13 protein-coding genes are annotated in these 15352 nt (G+C 58.3%); 7 read left to right on the top strand and 6 right to left on the bottom strand.

The window, feature by feature from the left end; translation table 11 throughout:
* The first annotated feature begins 161 nt into the window (after positions 1-161).
* The 4 genes from rhtA to APH41_RS22775 all read left to right on the top strand — a co-directional run bounded on the left by rhtA (position 162) and on the right by APH41_RS22775 (position 2949).
* Complete coding sequence (rhtA, locus tag APH41_RS22760) at positions 162-1049, top strand: threonine/homoserine exporter RhtA (RefSeq protein WP_054921660.1); 888 nt, start codon at positions 162-164, stop codon at positions 1047-1049.
* A gap of 163 nt (positions 1050-1212) precedes the next feature.
* Positions 1213-1494, top strand: a complete 282-nt coding sequence (locus APH41_RS22765) for a hypothetical protein (RefSeq protein WP_003190182.1) — start codon at positions 1213-1215, stop codon at positions 1492-1494.
* Between the two features lie 98 nt (positions 1495-1592).
* Positions 1593-2324 (top strand): SDR family oxidoreductase, encoded by a 732-nt coding sequence (locus APH41_RS22770; protein WP_014717823.1) that lies wholly within the window; start codon positions 1593-1595, stop codon positions 2322-2324.
* Between the two features lie 34 nt (positions 2325-2358).
* Positions 2359-2949 (top strand): 2-hydroxychromene-2-carboxylate isomerase, encoded by a 591-nt coding sequence (locus APH41_RS22775; RefSeq protein WP_034127257.1) that lies wholly within the window; start codon positions 2359-2361, stop codon positions 2947-2949.
* 38 nt (positions 2950-2987) lie between these two features.
* On the opposite strand, the gene APH41_RS22780 is transcribed toward APH41_RS22775, so the two are convergent.
* From APH41_RS22780 to APH41_RS22800, 5 genes are all read right to left on the bottom strand, one after another.
* Positions 2988-4796 (bottom strand): aminopeptidase P family protein, encoded by a 1809-nt coding sequence (locus APH41_RS22780; protein WP_054921662.1) that lies wholly within the window; start codon positions 4794-4796, stop codon positions 2988-2990.
* A gap of 49 nt (positions 4797-4845) precedes the next feature.
* Positions 4846-6006: a cysteine desulfurase family protein gene (locus APH41_RS22785; RefSeq protein WP_054921664.1), complete on the bottom strand. Its 1161-nt coding sequence runs from the start codon at positions 6004-6006 to the stop codon at positions 4846-4848.
* A gap of 236 nt (positions 6007-6242) precedes the next feature.
* Positions 6243-7613 carry a DUF1552 domain-containing protein gene (locus tag APH41_RS22790; RefSeq protein WP_054921666.1) on the bottom strand — a complete coding sequence of 457 codons (1371 nt, stop codon included), beginning with the start codon at positions 7611-7613 and terminating at the stop codon, positions 6243-6245.
* A gap of 2 nt (positions 7614-7615) precedes the next feature.
* The gene (locus APH41_RS22795; protein ID WP_256220339.1) at positions 7616-11692 is read right to left on the bottom strand and encodes a DUF1592 domain-containing protein; all 4077 of its coding nucleotides are present in this window, start codon (positions 11690-11692) and stop codon (positions 7616-7618) included.
* A gap of 385 nt (positions 11693-12077) precedes the next feature.
* On the bottom strand, positions 12078-12347 hold the full coding sequence (locus tag APH41_RS22800) for a hypothetical protein (protein WP_054921668.1): 270 nt from the start codon (positions 12345-12347) through the stop codon (positions 12078-12080).
* A gap of 263 nt (positions 12348-12610) precedes the next feature.
* On the opposite strand from APH41_RS22800, the gene APH41_RS22805 reads away from it, so the two are divergent.
* Positions 12611-13714, top strand: a complete 1104-nt coding sequence (locus tag APH41_RS22805; protein WP_054921670.1) for a sigma-54-dependent Fis family transcriptional regulator — start codon at positions 12611-12613, stop codon at positions 13712-13714.
* On the opposite strand, the gene APH41_RS22810 is transcribed toward APH41_RS22805, so the two are convergent.
* Positions 13703-14068: an antibiotic biosynthesis monooxygenase gene (locus tag APH41_RS22810; protein ID WP_054921707.1), complete on the bottom strand. Its 366-nt coding sequence runs from the start codon at positions 14066-14068 to the stop codon at positions 13703-13705. The two genes, APH41_RS22805 and APH41_RS22810, sit on opposite strands and share 12 nt — an antisense overlap.
* A 100-nt stretch (positions 14069-14168) precedes the next feature.
* On the opposite strand from APH41_RS22810, the gene soxR reads away from it, so the two are divergent.
* Positions 14169-14618: a redox-sensitive transcriptional activator SoxR gene (soxR, locus tag APH41_RS22815; RefSeq protein WP_054921672.1), complete on the top strand. Its 450-nt coding sequence runs from the start codon at positions 14169-14171 to the stop codon at positions 14616-14618.
* An 84-nt stretch (positions 14619-14702) separates the two neighbouring features.
* A complete protein-coding gene (locus tag APH41_RS22820; protein ID WP_054897881.1) occupies positions 14703-15161 on the top strand; it encodes a VOC family protein in 459 nt (152 codons plus the stop codon).
* The last annotated feature ends 191 nt before the right edge of the window (positions 15162-15352 follow it).

Genomic DNA, 15352 nt, shown 5'->3' on the forward strand with positions numbered 1-15352 from the left:
CCCAATTATTCGGTTTTTCTATCAAAACCCTCAAAAACCCGATACTTCCACTATATAGATAGCTATGAGTCGGTATTTGAGCAATATATTGCTCATTCATTGACAGTTAAGCATCATAGCGCCACGTATTTATCGATCATGACTTCGGAAGAACTACCGCAATGACCACCCCTCCTCGCAGCCTGGCATCCGCATTGTTTCCGATCGGCCTGCTATTGATCGCCATGGCGTCCATCCAATCCGGTGCGTCATTGGCCAAAAGCATGTTTCCTATTGTTGGCGCACAAGGCACCACTGCTCTGCGTTTGATTTTCGCCAGTGTGATCATGCTGGTGCTATTACGCCCATGGCGCGCCACGCTGACGGCCAAGTCCTTGCGCACGGTGATCATTTACGGGATGGCGCTGGGCGGCATGAACTTCCTCTTCTATATGTCCCTTCGCACCGTACCGCTGGGGATTGCCGTAGCACTCGAATTCACAGGCCCGCTTGCCGTCGCTATCTATGCCTCGCGCCGAGCTGTCGACTTCCTGTGGATTGCCCTGGCGATCATCGGCCTGCTGCTGTTGATTCCGACGGGCGAGGCCAGTAGCGGTATCGATTGGGTCGGCGCGGCTTACGCATTGGGCGCAGGTGGATGCTGGGCCTTGTATATTTTGTTCGGCCAAAAGGCTGGGAACGACAATGGTGTTCAGACCGCCGCACTCGGCGTGATGATTGCGGCCCTGTTCGTCGCACCGATCGGCATCGTGCATGCGGGCGCCGCGCTGCTGACGCCCGCCCTGATCCCTATCGCCATTGGCGTCGCAATTCTGTCCACCGCCTTGCCCTACACCTTGGAGATGGTCGCACTGACTCGCCTCCCTGCTCGCACCTTCGGCACGCTCATGAGCATCGAACCGGCGTTCGGCGCCCTCTCCGGCCTGCTCTTTCTGCATGAGCACTTATCCCTGGCCCAATGGCTGGCCATCACCTGCATTATCCTGGCTTCCGTAGGCGCCACGTTGACGATGCGCAACGAATCCAAACCACTGGTGCCTGCCGACTGATCATCTTTAAAGCCAGCTCTGGTATTTGCCGCTCATTTAGGCCATGTTTAGACCGTAACCGAATGTCATTCATGGAGAATTTCGACACGGACAGCATGAACGCTTCGCTCGAGAGCGAGTAAAGCGGCTCTGTTCTTCTGCAGGGCGGCTATTAAGGATGGGAATGAAACGAATTTTGATACTGTTGCTGGTTGTGGGCATCGCTGGCTGTGCTGCAACCACAAAAACAGAAGTGAAACGGGGTAAAAAAGGGCTGCATATCAACTGTTCGGGCCTGTCCTCCTCCTGGGACCAGTGCTACACCAGTGCAGCCAATTCATGCGGTGCCAAGGGCTACCGGGTGATAGCCAAATCCGGCGACAACTCCGAGGAGCCTGGGGACTATCCTTTCGGCCTCAACCCTGCCGGCTATACCAGCCGCAGTATGATCGTCATCTGCAAATAGCTGCCCGAGCAGTCTTTCCTGACTGCTCATCTTAAATTCCGGCCAATTGCGGCACGAAGGCTAAACTCCTGCTCGACCATCGAGCCAACGGAGTTCCCATGCCGCACAACAAGAAAATCGTATTAGTAGTGGGTGCCGGTGACGCGACCGGCGGCGCCATAGCCAAACGTTTTGCCCGCGAAGGCTACATCGCCTGCGTCACCCGTCGCAGCGCTGACAAACTGCAGCCCCTGGTGGACAGCATTCAATTGGCAGGCGGTGAAGCCCATGGTTTTGCCTGTGATGCCCGCAAAGAAGAAGACGTGATCGCGCTAGTCGAGCAAATCGAAACCGAGCTGGGGCCTATTGAAGCGTTCGTCTTCAACATCGGCGCCAATGTGCCGTGCAGCATTCTGGAAGAAACCGCACGCAAGTACTTCAAGATCTGGGAGATGGCGTGCTTCTCCGGTTTCCTGAACGCACGGGAAGTCGCCAAGCGCATGGTCACGCGTAACCGCGGCACTATCCTGTTCACCGGCGCCACCGCCGGCTTGCGCGGAAGCGCGGGGTTTGCCGCCTTCGCTGGCGCCAAGCATGGGATACGCGCCCTGGCACAAAGCATGGCGCGGGAGTTAGGCCCGATGAACATCCATGTCGCCCATGTGGTGGTCGACGGTGCAATCGATACCGACTTCATTCGCGAGAACTTCCCGCAAAAATACGCCCTCAAGGATCAGGACGCCCTCCTCAACCCGGACCATATTGCCGACAACTACTGGTTCCTCCATCGCCAGCCACGGGACGCCTGGACGTTCGAACTGGACCTGCGTCCCTGGAACGAAACCTGGTGACTGCCTCTATAACAATAAGTAGTGAGTACAGACCATGAGTAAAACCCTGGAGTTCTTCTTTGATCTCGGCAGCCCCGCCACTTACCTGGCCTATACCCAGTTGCCGGCGCTGTGCGCCAAAACGGGCGCACAGGTGGTGTATCAACCGATGCTGTTGGGCGGTGTATTCAAGGCCACGGGCAATGCCTCGCCGATCATGGTACCCGCCAAGGGTCGCTACATGCTCGATGACCTGACGCGTTACGCCAAACGCTACAACGTGCCGCTCAGGTTCAACCCACACTTTCCCATCAATACCTTGGTGCTGATGCGCGCCGTCACCGGCATTCAAATCCACCAGCCTGAGCGCTTCCTCGACTTCATCGACTGCCTGTTCCGCGCACTCTGGGTGGAGGGCCGTCACCTGGGCGACCCAGAGGTCGTGGCCAATGTGCTCACCGAACAGGGGTTCGATCCCGAGCAGGTACTGGCCCTGTCCAATGATGCAGCCGTCAAGGACGCTCTCAAGGACAAAACCGAACAAGCCATTAAGCGCGGCGTGTTCGGCGCTCCCAGTTTCTTTGTAGGAAACCAGCTGTTCTTCGGCCAGGACCGTCTGGACTTTGTGCGTGAAGCCCTCAGCTAGATGTTGATTGCGGCCGGCAATGCCTTGGCCGCAACCGATCAAATCGCCGCAGTGCGCACCTGCAACCATTCAAGCGCTGCACCCTTGAGCAGCGGGCTCAAACGCTCACGCACCTGGGCGTGATACGCGTTGAACCATTCACGCTCATCCGCCGTCAGCAACGACGGCTCCAGGCAGCGGGTATCAATCGGGCACAGGGTCAGGGTTTCGAACTTGAGAAATTCGCCAAACTCGGTCTTGCCCGCTTCACGGTTCAACACCAGGTTCTCAATGCGCACGCCCCAACGGCCAGGGCGATAAGTACCCGGCTCAATTGAAGTGATCATCCCTGGCTGCATCGCCGTTTGTGGCGCCGCAGCAGCCTGATAAGCAATGACCTGCGGACCTTCATGCACGTTGAGGAAATAACCTACGCCATGGCCTGTGCCGTGACCGTAGTCGACGCCTTCTGCCCAGATCGGCGCACGGGCAATGGCATCCAGCAACGGTGAAAGAATGCCCTTGGGGAACTGCGCACGGGACAGAGCAATCACGCCCTTGAGCACTCGCGTGCAATCGCGTTTCTGCTCCTCACTCGGTGTACCGACAGGCACCATCCGCGTGATGTCCGTGGTTCCGCCCAGGTACTGGCCGCCGGAGTCGATCAAAAGCAAGCCATCACCTTCGATCAGCGCATGCTCTTCTTCGGTGGCGTGGTAATGCGGCATCGCGCCGTTGGCATTGAAAGCGGCAATGGTGTTGAAACTCAGCGATACATAGCCGGGGCGGCGGGTACGCGCAGCGGTCAGGTGCTCGTCAATCGTCAGTTCGGTAATGCGTTCACGGCCCAGGGCGCTATCGAGCCAGGCAAAGAATTCACACAGCGCCGCCCCATCCTGCTCCATGGCTTGGCGGATATGTTCCGCGTCCGCCAGGCTCTTGCGGGATTTGGCCAGTGTGGTGGGGTTGAGGCTTTCAACCAGCTTGACGCCCGCGTCGAGGTTTTCCAGCAAGCCGGCGGTGACGCGGGCGGGGTCTACTTGCAAGCTTGCGCCCGCCGGTACCGCTCGCAGCGCTTGCGCCACCTCGCTGTAACCACGCAGGGTCACGCCATCCTGCTCAAGCACCGCCCGCAGTTGCGCATCGACCTTGCCCAACGCCACAAACAAAGTGGCCTGTTGCTGATTGATCAAGGCAAAGGACACAAACACCGGATTGAACGACACATCAGCGCCGCGCAGGTTGAATAGCCAGGCGATGTCATCCAGCGTCGCGATGAAATGCCAATCGGCGCCCTTGTCTTTCAAACTGGCACGCAAGGCTGCCAGTTTCTCGCCACGACTGACGGTGGCTTGGGGCGGCAGGTGCTGATAAATCGGCTGGTTCGGCAACGCCGGGCGGTCTTGCCAGACTTCATCGAGCACATCGATATCGGTACGCAGACGCGCGCCACGCTCGGCTAATTTGCCACCCAGGGTACGTGCCGAGGCCACGGCCATGACCGCACCGTCCACCGCCACCACGCCACCCTCAGGGGTTTGCTCGGCCAGCCACTCCAACGGTCCAGGCTGACCCGGTTGCAGCTTCACCAACTCGATACCGCTGCCCTTGAGCTCCTTGGTCGCTTGTTCCCAATAACGGCTATCCGCCCAGATCCCGGCAAACTCCGCCGTGACGATCAGGGTGCCCACCGAACCATGGAACCCGGACAACCACTGGCGCCCTTGCCAGTAACCCGGCAAATACTCGGACAAGTGCGGGTCCGCCGACGGCACCAGCAGGGCGTGAATGCCTTCGCGGCGCATCAGTTCACGGGTATGCGCCAAGCGCTGGGGAACCGTTCCATGGGTCAAAGGCTGCGTACTCATTGTGTCTCCTGCTAACCACTAATAATTGTTATGTATTGCAAATGAAGTATCAGACAGCCCAGAACGCTGGTGCGCTGGCCTGTACCGTCTTGATCAATTGCACAGCGTCGTCGATATCCCGCTCGGTGGTGAACCGGCCCAGGCTCAAGCGAATAGTGCGACCAGCGCTGCGGGCATCATGCCCCAGGGCCACCAGGACGTGGGACGGTGCATTGCTAGCCGAATTGCACGCTGAAGTCGCCGAAAAGGCAATGCCCGCACTCAAGGCGGCCGCATTGAATTCGCCTTCGCTGAACGTCAGGCTGAGGGTGTGGGGAATACGCTGGGTTGGGCTGCCATTGAGGCGTACTCCGGGAATCGACGCCAACTGCTCCAACAAACGTTCACGCAAGGTCACGATCTGCGCCTTTTCCTCGGCAAAGTATGCCGCCGCCAGAGCGAACGCAGTGCCCATGCCCGCAATCTGATGCGTCGCCAGGGTGCCCGAACGCAAGCCACCTTCGTGGCCGCCGCCATGAATCTGCGCCAACACTTTCTGTTGCGCACGAGGCCCAACGTACAGCGCGCCAATGCCTTTTGGGCCGTAGAGCTTGTGGGCGGAAAAAGACATCAAATCCACCGACCACTGCGCCAGGTCAATGGCAACCTTGCCCGCCCCCTGTGCCGCGTCCACGTGAAACAGCGCGCCCTGCTCACGCACCCGCGCGCCGATAGCCGGAATGTCGTTAAGGGTGCCCAGTTCATTATTGACCAGCATCAACGACACCAGGAAGGTGTCCTCACGCAATGCCTCACTGACAGCCTGAACGCTGATCAAGCCATCGGCATCGGGCACCAGATAGGTCACAGCCACGCCGGCTTCCTGCAACTGCCGCGCGGTGTCGAGTGTGGCTTTGTGCTCGATCTGGCTGGTGATGATATGCCCACCCGCCAGCCCTCGCGCCTGGGCCACCCCTTTGATCGCAAGGTTGTTGGACTCGGTGGCACCGGAAGTCCAGACAATTTGCTCAGGCTGGGCGCCGACCAATTCGGCTACCTGCCGTCGCGCCTGCTCAACCGTTTGCCGGGCCGCCTGGCCGAATGCATGGGAACTGGACGCAGGGTTGCCAAAATTGGCATTGAAACCCAGGCACTCGACCATCACCTGGATAACTCGCTCATCCACTGGCGTGGTGGCGGCATAGTCGAAATACAACGGACGTTTATTCATGGCGTAAAACTCGCAGAGCGTGTTCCCGAGAGCGGCGTCCCGGGGGCATCGAACAGAACAGAGGTCGTCAGGTTTAACTGATCGAGTGCCATTGAAGAAGAACCACGTGATGTAAATGTGCGTAGGAACGCTCCTGATTTTCAGCTTAACAGGCTCAAAGGCGATTGGGTGCAAATGCAAAAAGCCGAAAAATCCGCCATACGGACTTTTCGGCTTTTAGTGCAGCGCCAGGCGACTCAAACGTTAGTAAACAACCCGCTCACAGGATCGATGTTTCCGTTGTAGGGCACAACGGTTCCGGCTGCCCGGGCGATGGTGGCCCAGATTCGCTGCATATCGACCATTTTATTGCCAATGACCGGGTTGCCTTCTTGTTGACGATCACCCTGGGCCGTGATGTTGAAATAGCGTCCTGCGCCATCGCCGCTCTTCAACAACCCGCTGGCCCCGCCCATCAGTACCAGCGGCATATCCTTCGTATGCTCCGGGGCACCATCGGCCATCTCGCTGGTGAATACCACAAGCGTGTGTTCAAGCAGGCTGTCACCCGGCACGTCGGGATCGGCACGCTTCGCCAACTCGTCCATGAACAACTTGGCTCGCTGGGTATACCACTGCCGGGATCGTTTCCATACGTCCAGCCCAGCATAACGATGGGCGCAGTCATGGGGGTTGGTCACATTACTGACGTCCAGGATATTGAGCGACTCCGCCGAGCGCCCGACTTGAATCGTCGCTACACGCGTGATGCCACACCCCAGCGCTGTGGCAACCACCTGATGGTGGTGATGCTGTACCTGGTTACGAAATTCCGCAGATTTGAACGGCAACGTGTCCATCTGCAAAGGCGAACATTCGCCAATGGGTGGCAGAGTTTCTTCCATGTCTTTCATGACCTGCTCAACCGAATCAAGCTGCATATCGAGCTTCTGCTTTTGCGCCCCCACAAGCCTGCCTCGCAGCTCGTTGATATCCGCCAACACCGGATCAAATACATGCATGTTTCGCACCTGCTGCTCGCGCACCTCACGACTGACCGCGCCAAAGATTTTCTCGTACATCAACACCGGGTCCTGCTCAGGTCTGCGCATTGCACCGCCATTTTCCGGCCCTTCCCAGGATACCTGCCAAGCGGTCCCGTCAATGCCTGAATGCGGTCCGGCAAAAAGACTCCGCTGGGACGGATCGGTCCCCGGCATATGGCGGCCAAGCAACACATCAATCGACGCCATCTTCTTCTCACGGTCGCGCAACGCCCACGTCCAGCCGTTATGGCCTTCATTGCCAGGGCCCAGAATCGTGCCACGCAGGTACAAGGACTGATCTTTATAGGCCGCAAGCTCCTGGCTGACCTCGTTGAGCTGGAAGTCGGAAGTGTCCAAAGCTTCGGCAGCGGGATGCCAGAGGCCTCGACCATCACTGGAATAGGCGGTTGCAGAGTCGACTGCCAGGCCATCAGGTACCACAAAGAAAACCACTTTTAACTTGGCCTGCTGGTTTTGCCCGGCCAAGGCCATGCGCGCCAGGCCACACTGGGTGAGCGGGCCGAACACACCTACCGCAGCCAGGCCGGCCAGAAAGCGACGACGACTTTTCAAGATATCCATGATCAATCCCTCTGCGTCTTGAATTGGAACGCGTTGGAGGTACCCAGCGTGCGCAGCATCCCTGGTAATGAGCCATTGCCCTTCAGCCCGTCGACCAATGCCTTGACCGTTGCGGAAGTGGACTCGTCGGATTTGTTGCCCGAAGCGAAACGGAAATAGCTATCCGCCATGCAGAACAGAGACGCCGAGTTGTGCGCGATCAGCTTGGAAATACCTCGTACATCGTCGATAGGCACCGCGCCATCAACCCCAATGAACGGACCGGACGCTTTGATCGGCAACTGCACAGGGAACTGCGCGTAGTTGTAGGCAGGCTCCTGCTGGCGATAGCGCCCGGCAGCGTCGTAATGCTCCATCGATGCGCCGGTGTCGTTCATGTACTGATGGCACTGCCAGCAACGCCCTCCCGAAGCCTGCTCACCATTAATCAGGTCCCAGCGTTCACGGGTACTGATCGCACGCGCAGGGTAGGCCGGCTCTGTGGGCTCGGCTTCGACCGGCGCCCCAAACTCCCGGCAGAAAAGCTGCTCGCGAATGGCAATGCCGCGCTTGACCAGTGAGGTGACCTGATAGTCAGAGGTAGAGGCCTGAAAAAGCCCCAAGTGCAACAAGCCACCCCGTTTCTCATCCACGGCGACTTTGTGCAGCGTGTCACCGGTTACGCCGCCGATACCGTAGTGTTCGGCCAGAGCCTTGTTGAGGAACGTCACACCGGGGTTGAACAGCTCGTCCAACGTCCCCTTGCCGTCGAGCATCACGTGACGGGTCAACAGGGCCTGCTCCTGGGTCATCAACTGGATCATCTGTGCGCTCAGGCCGGGCTTCTCCTGCACCCCGCGCTGAGTCTTGATGTAGTAACTGATGAACCGATTGAACTGCTCAAGCCCGCGCTCACTGCGCATCATCCGGTCTATTTCTGCGCTGATTTGCTGCACTGTCCGCAACTCGTTGCGCTCTGCCTTGGCCAGCAGTTGCGCGTCCGGAGTGGTGCCTTGATAGGTGTAGGACAATGCAGTTGCGGTCTCATAAGGGGTGAGCTTGTAGACCTCGGCCTGCCGCGCGACAGCCTGGCCCAACTCCGAGCGATACAGGAAGTTGGGCGACAGCAGCAGCGCAGCGATCAGCGCCCGCTCTCCGTGCTCATCCAACACCGCCTGATAACGCGACAACTCAGACGGGCTCAAAGGACGGCGGAACACTTGATAACCCAGGGCACTGACCTCAAGGGTACCGGCAGTGGATTTGAAGCGTTTTACACGTTGAGGTGCCACTTGCTCGGCGATCGACACCGCCATGCCATACAGCTGCTTGATGTCTTCAGCCTGCAGCAGCCCTTTGCTGGCTTCACCTGGGAACTTGAAGTCTTTCTCGGATTTATCTGCCGGCAGCTTCTGGGTATTGACCTCCACGCCGAGTATGTCCTTGACACTGGCCGCGTATTCATCGCGCGTCAGCAAGCGCAACTGGCGCTGACCGTGAGCCTCGTTCGGGCTCAGGTAGGGCGCCCACACCACCTCAAACAAATGCTTGCTGATTTCGGTCGCACAGGTGGTGTCGCAATGCCCGGCCACCGGCATGCTCTGGATTTGCCGCACCAACGCATCCTGGCCAGCACTGCTCCATGCCACCGCCATGCGCAGGTTGTTGAAAAACTCCACCGCGTGGCATTTGGTGCAGGATTCGGCAAGCACTGTTTCGCCCAATTTCGGTTCATGACGGTAACTGATAGGTAACAGTTGCTCGTCCTGGCTGTCCTCGTTGATACGCAGCGCTACCTGTTCCGGCTGTGGCAGCTCCTGTGGGTAAAAGGGATAGATGACCTCGTAATCCCCATAGTCCAGAAGCTCGGTGACACTTTCGCCCCAAGGCACCTGCACCACTTTGGGCTCGGTGCTCGTAGAGCCCTTGAGCTTGAGGGTGAAATGCCAACTGGAATCCGTTACTGACGCAGGCTTGGGCGGCGCCAACACCGTGATGTTGATATCCAGCTTGATCGGCCGCTCACGGTACTGCATGTTCAACACGTGCTTGTTGTCGTCGGCAGACAAGGTAAGTGAAGTATTGCGCGTCTGTGGAATCCAGTTTTTCACATCATTGAGCCGAACCTGGTAAGTCCCGTAGGGCAAACCCTTGAGCACCAATGCGGCATAACTGTCAGCAGGGTTGAAGGATGCATGGAACTGGCGGGTATTACCGCCCGGCGCAATCAGCGTGCCACTGATCATCTCATTCTCCAGCTCAGGTGCCGGTGCGAGCGCCGGCCGCAGGGTCAACTCTGTGTTCGGCAACCCTGCTGGGTCATAACTGACGCGATAAATCACCCCGGCGACGTCATCGGAGATCAGCAGGCTGTTGTCCGGTAGCGCCAGGAAGTCAGCCGGCCGACCAATGCAGGAGTCGTCCAGGCAATACACATCGAAACGCAGGGGGTCTTGGATAAACCCATTGATCAACGGGATCTGATTGACCACTCGCGTTCCGTCCTGGATCGAGACGAGTCGCACATCCATACCCGGCCGCTCGGCCGTGCCCGCTCCATGCACGGCAACCAGCATATTCTGCGAACGTGTGCGAGCCGGGTAACCACTCCAGAACTTCAGCCCCAGAGGTGCGGTGTTGGTACCCAGCTCGAAAGCGGCAGGCACGTAGTCTTTCGGGTCGATCTGCTGCCGGGACTTATCGGAAACAATCGCTCCCTGAACCAAGGGCGGCTGGATCACCGCCGGGTTGCCAAACTCCTCATCGGTGAAACCCGGCGTGCCTTTGCCAAACAGATAGGGCACACCGAAGTGCTGGTTTGGGCCGCTGATGCGGTTGATTTCGTCGGGGTTGGGGTAGCCCTGGCGGTTGTTGTCGGTGAACCAGATTTCACCGGTCTGCGGGTTCCAGTCGAACCCCACAGAGTTGCGCACCCCTTTTGCAAGAATCTGCGCTTTACCGGTCACGGTGTCATAACGCAGTAACGTGCCGTAACGCGGGTCAGGCGGGATCATGCACAAGTTGCAAGGAATGCCGACGGCGGTGTACAGGCCAGTGTCGGCGGGGTCCAGCAGGTTGAAATGCAAAGGGTGCTTCATATGCCAGAAGCGAGTGCTGGAGCCAGACGCCACGGAAGGCAGAGGAAATGGCGCATCGTCGGCGGGGAATTTGAACACCCGCTCAGGCGAAGGATCCTTGTAATGCGCATCGGCATCGCGCAAACGATAGAGGCCGCCAGTGGTCGAGTAGTACAAATCACCGTCGCGATACACCACACCGTGCGGCTCCTCCAACCCGCTGGCAATCACGTAGATGCCGGTGGGTTTGCCGGCATTGTCCAGGGGCAAGGCATAGATCATATCGGCGATTTTCCCGTCATAGACGTAGGATGGAATCGCACTGGAGCCCACATAGAGCACGTCCTTGCCCATCGCCATCTGCCGAGGCTGTATCAGCCCCTGGGCAAACAATTCAATCTTGACCCCTGGCAGGCCGCTGAGCCTGCCCACCTGCACCGGTGGCCGATACTTCAGGGTGACCGCCTGTTCCTCACCCTCCTCTCGCTGGAAGGAAACGATACGCGGTGTGTTCAAGGGCACAAACCCACCAGCGGGGTTCATCACCAGTTGGTAGTCGCAGGCCTTCAGGTTATCGAGGTGAATGGTTTCGCCGGACTTGGCACTGATCGGGATCTCCTTGGCTTTGCAGCGCAATACGCCAGTGACTACCTGATCGGCCCGCGCCACGCCCGGGGTTGGCTGGCTGATCGGCCCCCGGCCGCTTAACGTGCTGAAGTTCAGGGTCAGACGGTTACCCTGGAAGCCACCGCATTCCCCCAGATCCTTCCAGGCATCGCCCCAAATCTCGACACCATGAGAGGATGGCTGCCCGGGGTTGTAATCGGGCTGGTTGCACCATTGCCAACTGCCCGGCCCGTGCGGCGATTTGTCAGTGTCTTTCCAACATTCAAACTCGTGGGTTTTGTCCTGCTGGTTTTTGTTCTGCACCTGGTCGCCTTGTCCGTAGACGGTCCCAGCTTGGTAGGCAGGTGCCGTACAGGCCGCCGCCGAAACCTCCACACTCAGCAACGCGAAGAACACGCCAGGCAAACTCCAACCACAGCGCGAAACAAGCAAACCCCACCCGATCGACATCCTCATGATCACCAGCCTCAATGGCAGGCCAGGCGTATTTCTATCGAAGAAAGACTGCGCAGTTTCACGATCCCGTCAGAAAGCACCCGGCACGGAGTCACGCGCCGCGAACGGCTGACGCAACCCGAAGTACATTCAATTTGGAATGTCTTGCAATGCTATTCCACAGCGAAACTACGACATGGCACGAAGCCAAAGAGACAGGAAAAATCAGACACTCGACTCAACCATCCGCCTGCATCATGCAGCCGTGATGCGTTGCTAAGGCTAAGTTCTAGCCGACAGATATCAGCTCGTCAAACCGGAAGACGTACCTGTCGTCACCCGGCTCTCAACTCGCACGGCCGCTGCGCTGTGCAGCGCGCTGTGCGTTCATTTCAGCCTGCTGATCAAAGCCAAAGGTTTTCTGTGGCTGGCCAGTCAGGGCAGCACGCTGCTGTTGGTATTCATCAAATGACAACCCGCGACGACTCAACGCTTCCAACGCCAACTGTTTGGTTTCTTCTGCCGTGTAAGGGCGCATCTCAGGCGATGGGTGAGTCGCGCACCCGGCGAGAACAGAGATGACAGACAGTAACGAAATAGCGAGTAGACGGTTCATGGCGGCGGTCCTGCTGGGGAGGTTTCGAGTCAATGAACACAGGCTACTCCCGCCCCCCTGCCATGAAAAATCAACGCCCGTGATAGTCGCTATCAACCGTTACAGCAGGTTCGATAGCGCTACCTACATATTCATTTTCGATCTATAAATATTTAAATGCATTCGTTTACGGAATAAATTCAACCCTCTATAAATGGCGTCACGTAGCCCGACTGTTCGCTACGCAACCGTTGCCCTGGCGACAGCCCTTCAACGAGGTGCCCATGCAGTTGTTGACCCTACCGCCCTCCTCCGCACTCGCGACCTCGATCCGCGCCACCGCTCAGGTCTTTGAAGACCCTAAATCCCAGGCCTTGCTCAACCACATCCAGCAAGTAGCGCCCAGCGACGCAAGCGTGTTGATCATCGGCGAAACCGGTACCGGCAAAGAGCTGGTGGCGCGCCATATCCACAACCTCAGCGCGCGGCGCAACCGGCCGTTCGTGGCGGTGAACTGCGGGGCATTCTCCGAATCCCTGGTGGAAGCCGAGCTGTTCGGCCATGACAAAGGTGCCTTTACCGGTGCCCTGAGCGCCAAGGCCGGCTGGTTCGAAGAGGCTGACGGCGGTACCTTGTTCCTCGATGAGATCGGCGATCTGCCAATAGCGATCCAGGTCAAACTGTTGCGGGTGTTGCAGGAGCGTGAAGTCGTACGCCTGGGCTCGCGCAAAAGCATTGCGATTGATGTGCGCGTGCTCGCCGCGACCAACGTACAACTGGAAAAGGCCATCAACGCCGGGCATTTCCGCGAAGACCTCTACTACCGTCTCGGCGTGGTCAGCCTGGAACTCAGCCCACTGCGCGAGCGCCCTGGCGATATCCTGCCGCTGACCTGGCACTTTATCGAAGTCTACAGTCGGCGCCTGGGCTACGGCCCCATCACCATCAGCCGTGAGGCCGAGCACAAGCTCAAGAGCTACAGCTGGCCAGGCAACATCCGCGAATTGGAAAACGTCATCCATCACACCCTACTGATCTGCCGCAAAGGCGTGATAGGGCGCGACGATTTGCGCCTGTCGAACATGCGTATCGAGCGCCAGGACGACAACCCGCACCACATTGGTAACAGCGCCGAAGCCTTGCTGGCGCGGGCGTTTCAAACGCTGTTCGAGGAACAGACCGGCGCCCTGCATGAAAAGGTCGAAGACGCACTCTTACGTGCGGCCTACCGCTTCAGCCATTACAACCAGGTGCATACCGCCAACCTGCTGGGCCTGAGCCGCAACGTCACGCGCTCGCGCTTGATCAAGCTCGGCGAGCTGGCGGTGAACAAACGTCGACCTGGCGAAAACGTGCAGGGCGGGCGGATGCTGCATTTATCCATTTAGGCGACAGTGCAGCGCGTTGTCATGGCTGCGCTCAAAGCTTTGCAGCACCTGGAACGAACCGAAGGTCACCGCCGTTGCCTGGTGGGCGCGAATCAGCGTCCAGAAATCTTCGCCGCGCTGCTCGAAGAACTTGAACGCCGCCTCGCCATCTGCGCGCGATTGCCATTGCAAGTAATTGAGCACCCGCCGGCCGTCCTCGCTGACCTGCACGCTGGCACTCAGAAAACCATCGTGGCCCTCGGCCAGTCGTTCGCTTTGAGTGGACAAGGCCACCACCAGGGCATCTTGCTGCTGGGGGTTGATCTGAAACTCGATCAATTGAGTGAAGCCGCGACACTTCTCCGATACCTGCATGAACACTCCCCTCTCTTTGTAGGCAGAATCTTGCGATTCGATGCCACGCAGGGTAAAACCTCTACTTAAGTCGAGGTCAAGCACTGTTTGGGAGATGTTCATGCTCAATAAGGAACTCAGCGTCGGGCAGCTCGCTGCTCGCAGCGGCGTAGCGGTTACTGCCCTGCACTTCTACGAGGCAAAAGGGCTGATCAAGAGCAATCGCAATGCAGGTAACCAGCGGCGTTATCCACGGGATGTATTGCGGCGCGTAGTGGTGATCAAGATCGCCCAGCGCCTGGGCATTCCGCTGGCTACCATTGGCGAGGCATTACGCACCTTGCCCGATGAGCGCACACCCAATGTTCACGACTGGGAGCGCCTATCGGCGTTGTGGCGTGAAGATCTGGATGAGCGCATCAACAAACTGGTGCTGCTGCGCGACAAGCTCAATGGCTGCATCGGTTGCGGGTGCTTATCGATGGAGGCGTGCCCGTTGCGCAATCAGGACGATAAGCTCGCTGAGTATGGGCCGGGCGCCCAACTGCTGGAGCCCACCACACCGCCTTGATAAAAGCACCTCGTCGGTTGCCCGCAGGCCACGCATTACGTGGCCTATAGTGAAATGTTCATACCTCGACTCAGGGAGAATGTCATGAACGTTAAAGCTATTCCCGACGGTTATCACAGCCTCACACCTTATATGGGCATCGACAAAGCGGGCGAGGCCATCGAGTTCTACAAAAAAGCCTTTGGCGCCACGCAAGTCATGCGCCTGGACATGCCCGACGGCAGGGTGGGTCATGCCGAACTGCGGATTGGTGATTCATCGCTGATGCTCGGTACGCCCTGCGATCAAATGGCCCTGCGCAATCCGGATGAGCACACCAGCATTGGTCTGCATCTGTATGTGGAAGATGTGGATGCACAATTTCAACGAGCGGTTGATGCCGGCGCCACCGTGGTGTCCGAGCCGAAGGATCAGTTTTATGGCGACCGCTCTGCGAGCGTGAAAGATCCGTTCGGTCATCTCTGGTTCCTGGCCACACACAAGGAAGACCTCACCGAGGAGCAGATCCGCCAGCGCGCCATGGAGTTGTTCAAGCAAGGCTGATAGTTGCAGCGCAATGCACCTCCCATGTAGGAGCTGGTTTGCCTGCAATGAGACGACTCGGTGCATCCGTTGGATCGAGTCGATGTCATCGCAGGCAAGCCAGCTCCCACAGGGTTACGCCATAACCCTGAATGCAATCCCGAAACATTTTCTTTCATATACGCCTTAGGGATTTCTCATTCTCATCCGTC

Source organism: Pseudomonas sp. NBRC 111138 (assembly GCF_001320835.1).
GTDB lineage: Bacteria > Pseudomonadota > Gammaproteobacteria > Pseudomonadales > Pseudomonadaceae > Aquipseudomonas > Aquipseudomonas paracarnis.

What these genes read in the sequence shown, in the direction of transcription:
- rhtA (WP_054921660.1), top strand. Translation starts at nt 162, where the DNA reads ATGACCACCCCTCCTCGCAGCCTGGCATCCGCATTGTTTCCGATCGGC.
- APH41_RS22765 (WP_003190182.1), top strand. Translation starts at nt 1,213, where the DNA reads ATGAAACGAATTTTGATACTGTTGCTGGTTGTGGGCATCGCTGGCTGT.
- APH41_RS22770 (WP_014717823.1), top strand. Translation starts at nt 1,593, where the DNA reads ATGCCGCACAACAAGAAAATCGTATTAGTAGTGGGTGCCGGTGACGCG.
- APH41_RS22775 (WP_034127257.1), top strand. Translation starts at nt 2,359, where the DNA reads ATGAGTAAAACCCTGGAGTTCTTCTTTGATCTCGGCAGCCCCGCCACT.
- APH41_RS22780 (WP_054921662.1), bottom strand. Translation starts at nt 4,796, where the DNA reads ATGAGTACGCAGCCTTTGACCCATGGAACGGTTCCCCAGCGCTTGGCG.
- APH41_RS22785 (WP_054921664.1), bottom strand. Translation starts at nt 6,006, where the DNA reads ATGAATAAACGTCCGTTGTATTTCGACTATGCCGCCACCACGCCAGTG.
- APH41_RS22790 (WP_054921666.1), bottom strand. Translation starts at nt 7,613, where the DNA reads ATGGATATCTTGAAAAGTCGTCGTCGCTTTCTGGCCGGCCTGGCTGCG.
- APH41_RS22800 (WP_054921668.1), bottom strand. Translation starts at nt 12,347, where the DNA reads ATGAACCGTCTACTCGCTATTTCGTTACTGTCTGTCATCTCTGTTCTC.
- APH41_RS22805 (WP_054921670.1), top strand. Translation starts at nt 12,611, where the DNA reads ATGCAGTTGTTGACCCTACCGCCCTCCTCCGCACTCGCGACCTCGATC.
- APH41_RS22810 (WP_054921707.1), bottom strand. Translation starts at nt 14,068, where the DNA reads ATGCAGGTATCGGAGAAGTGTCGCGGCTTCACTCAATTGATCGAGTTT.
- soxR (WP_054921672.1), top strand. Translation starts at nt 14,169, where the DNA reads ATGCTCAATAAGGAACTCAGCGTCGGGCAGCTCGCTGCTCGCAGCGGC.
- APH41_RS22820 (WP_054897881.1), top strand. Translation starts at nt 14,703, where the DNA reads ATGAACGTTAAAGCTATTCCCGACGGTTATCACAGCCTCACACCTTAT.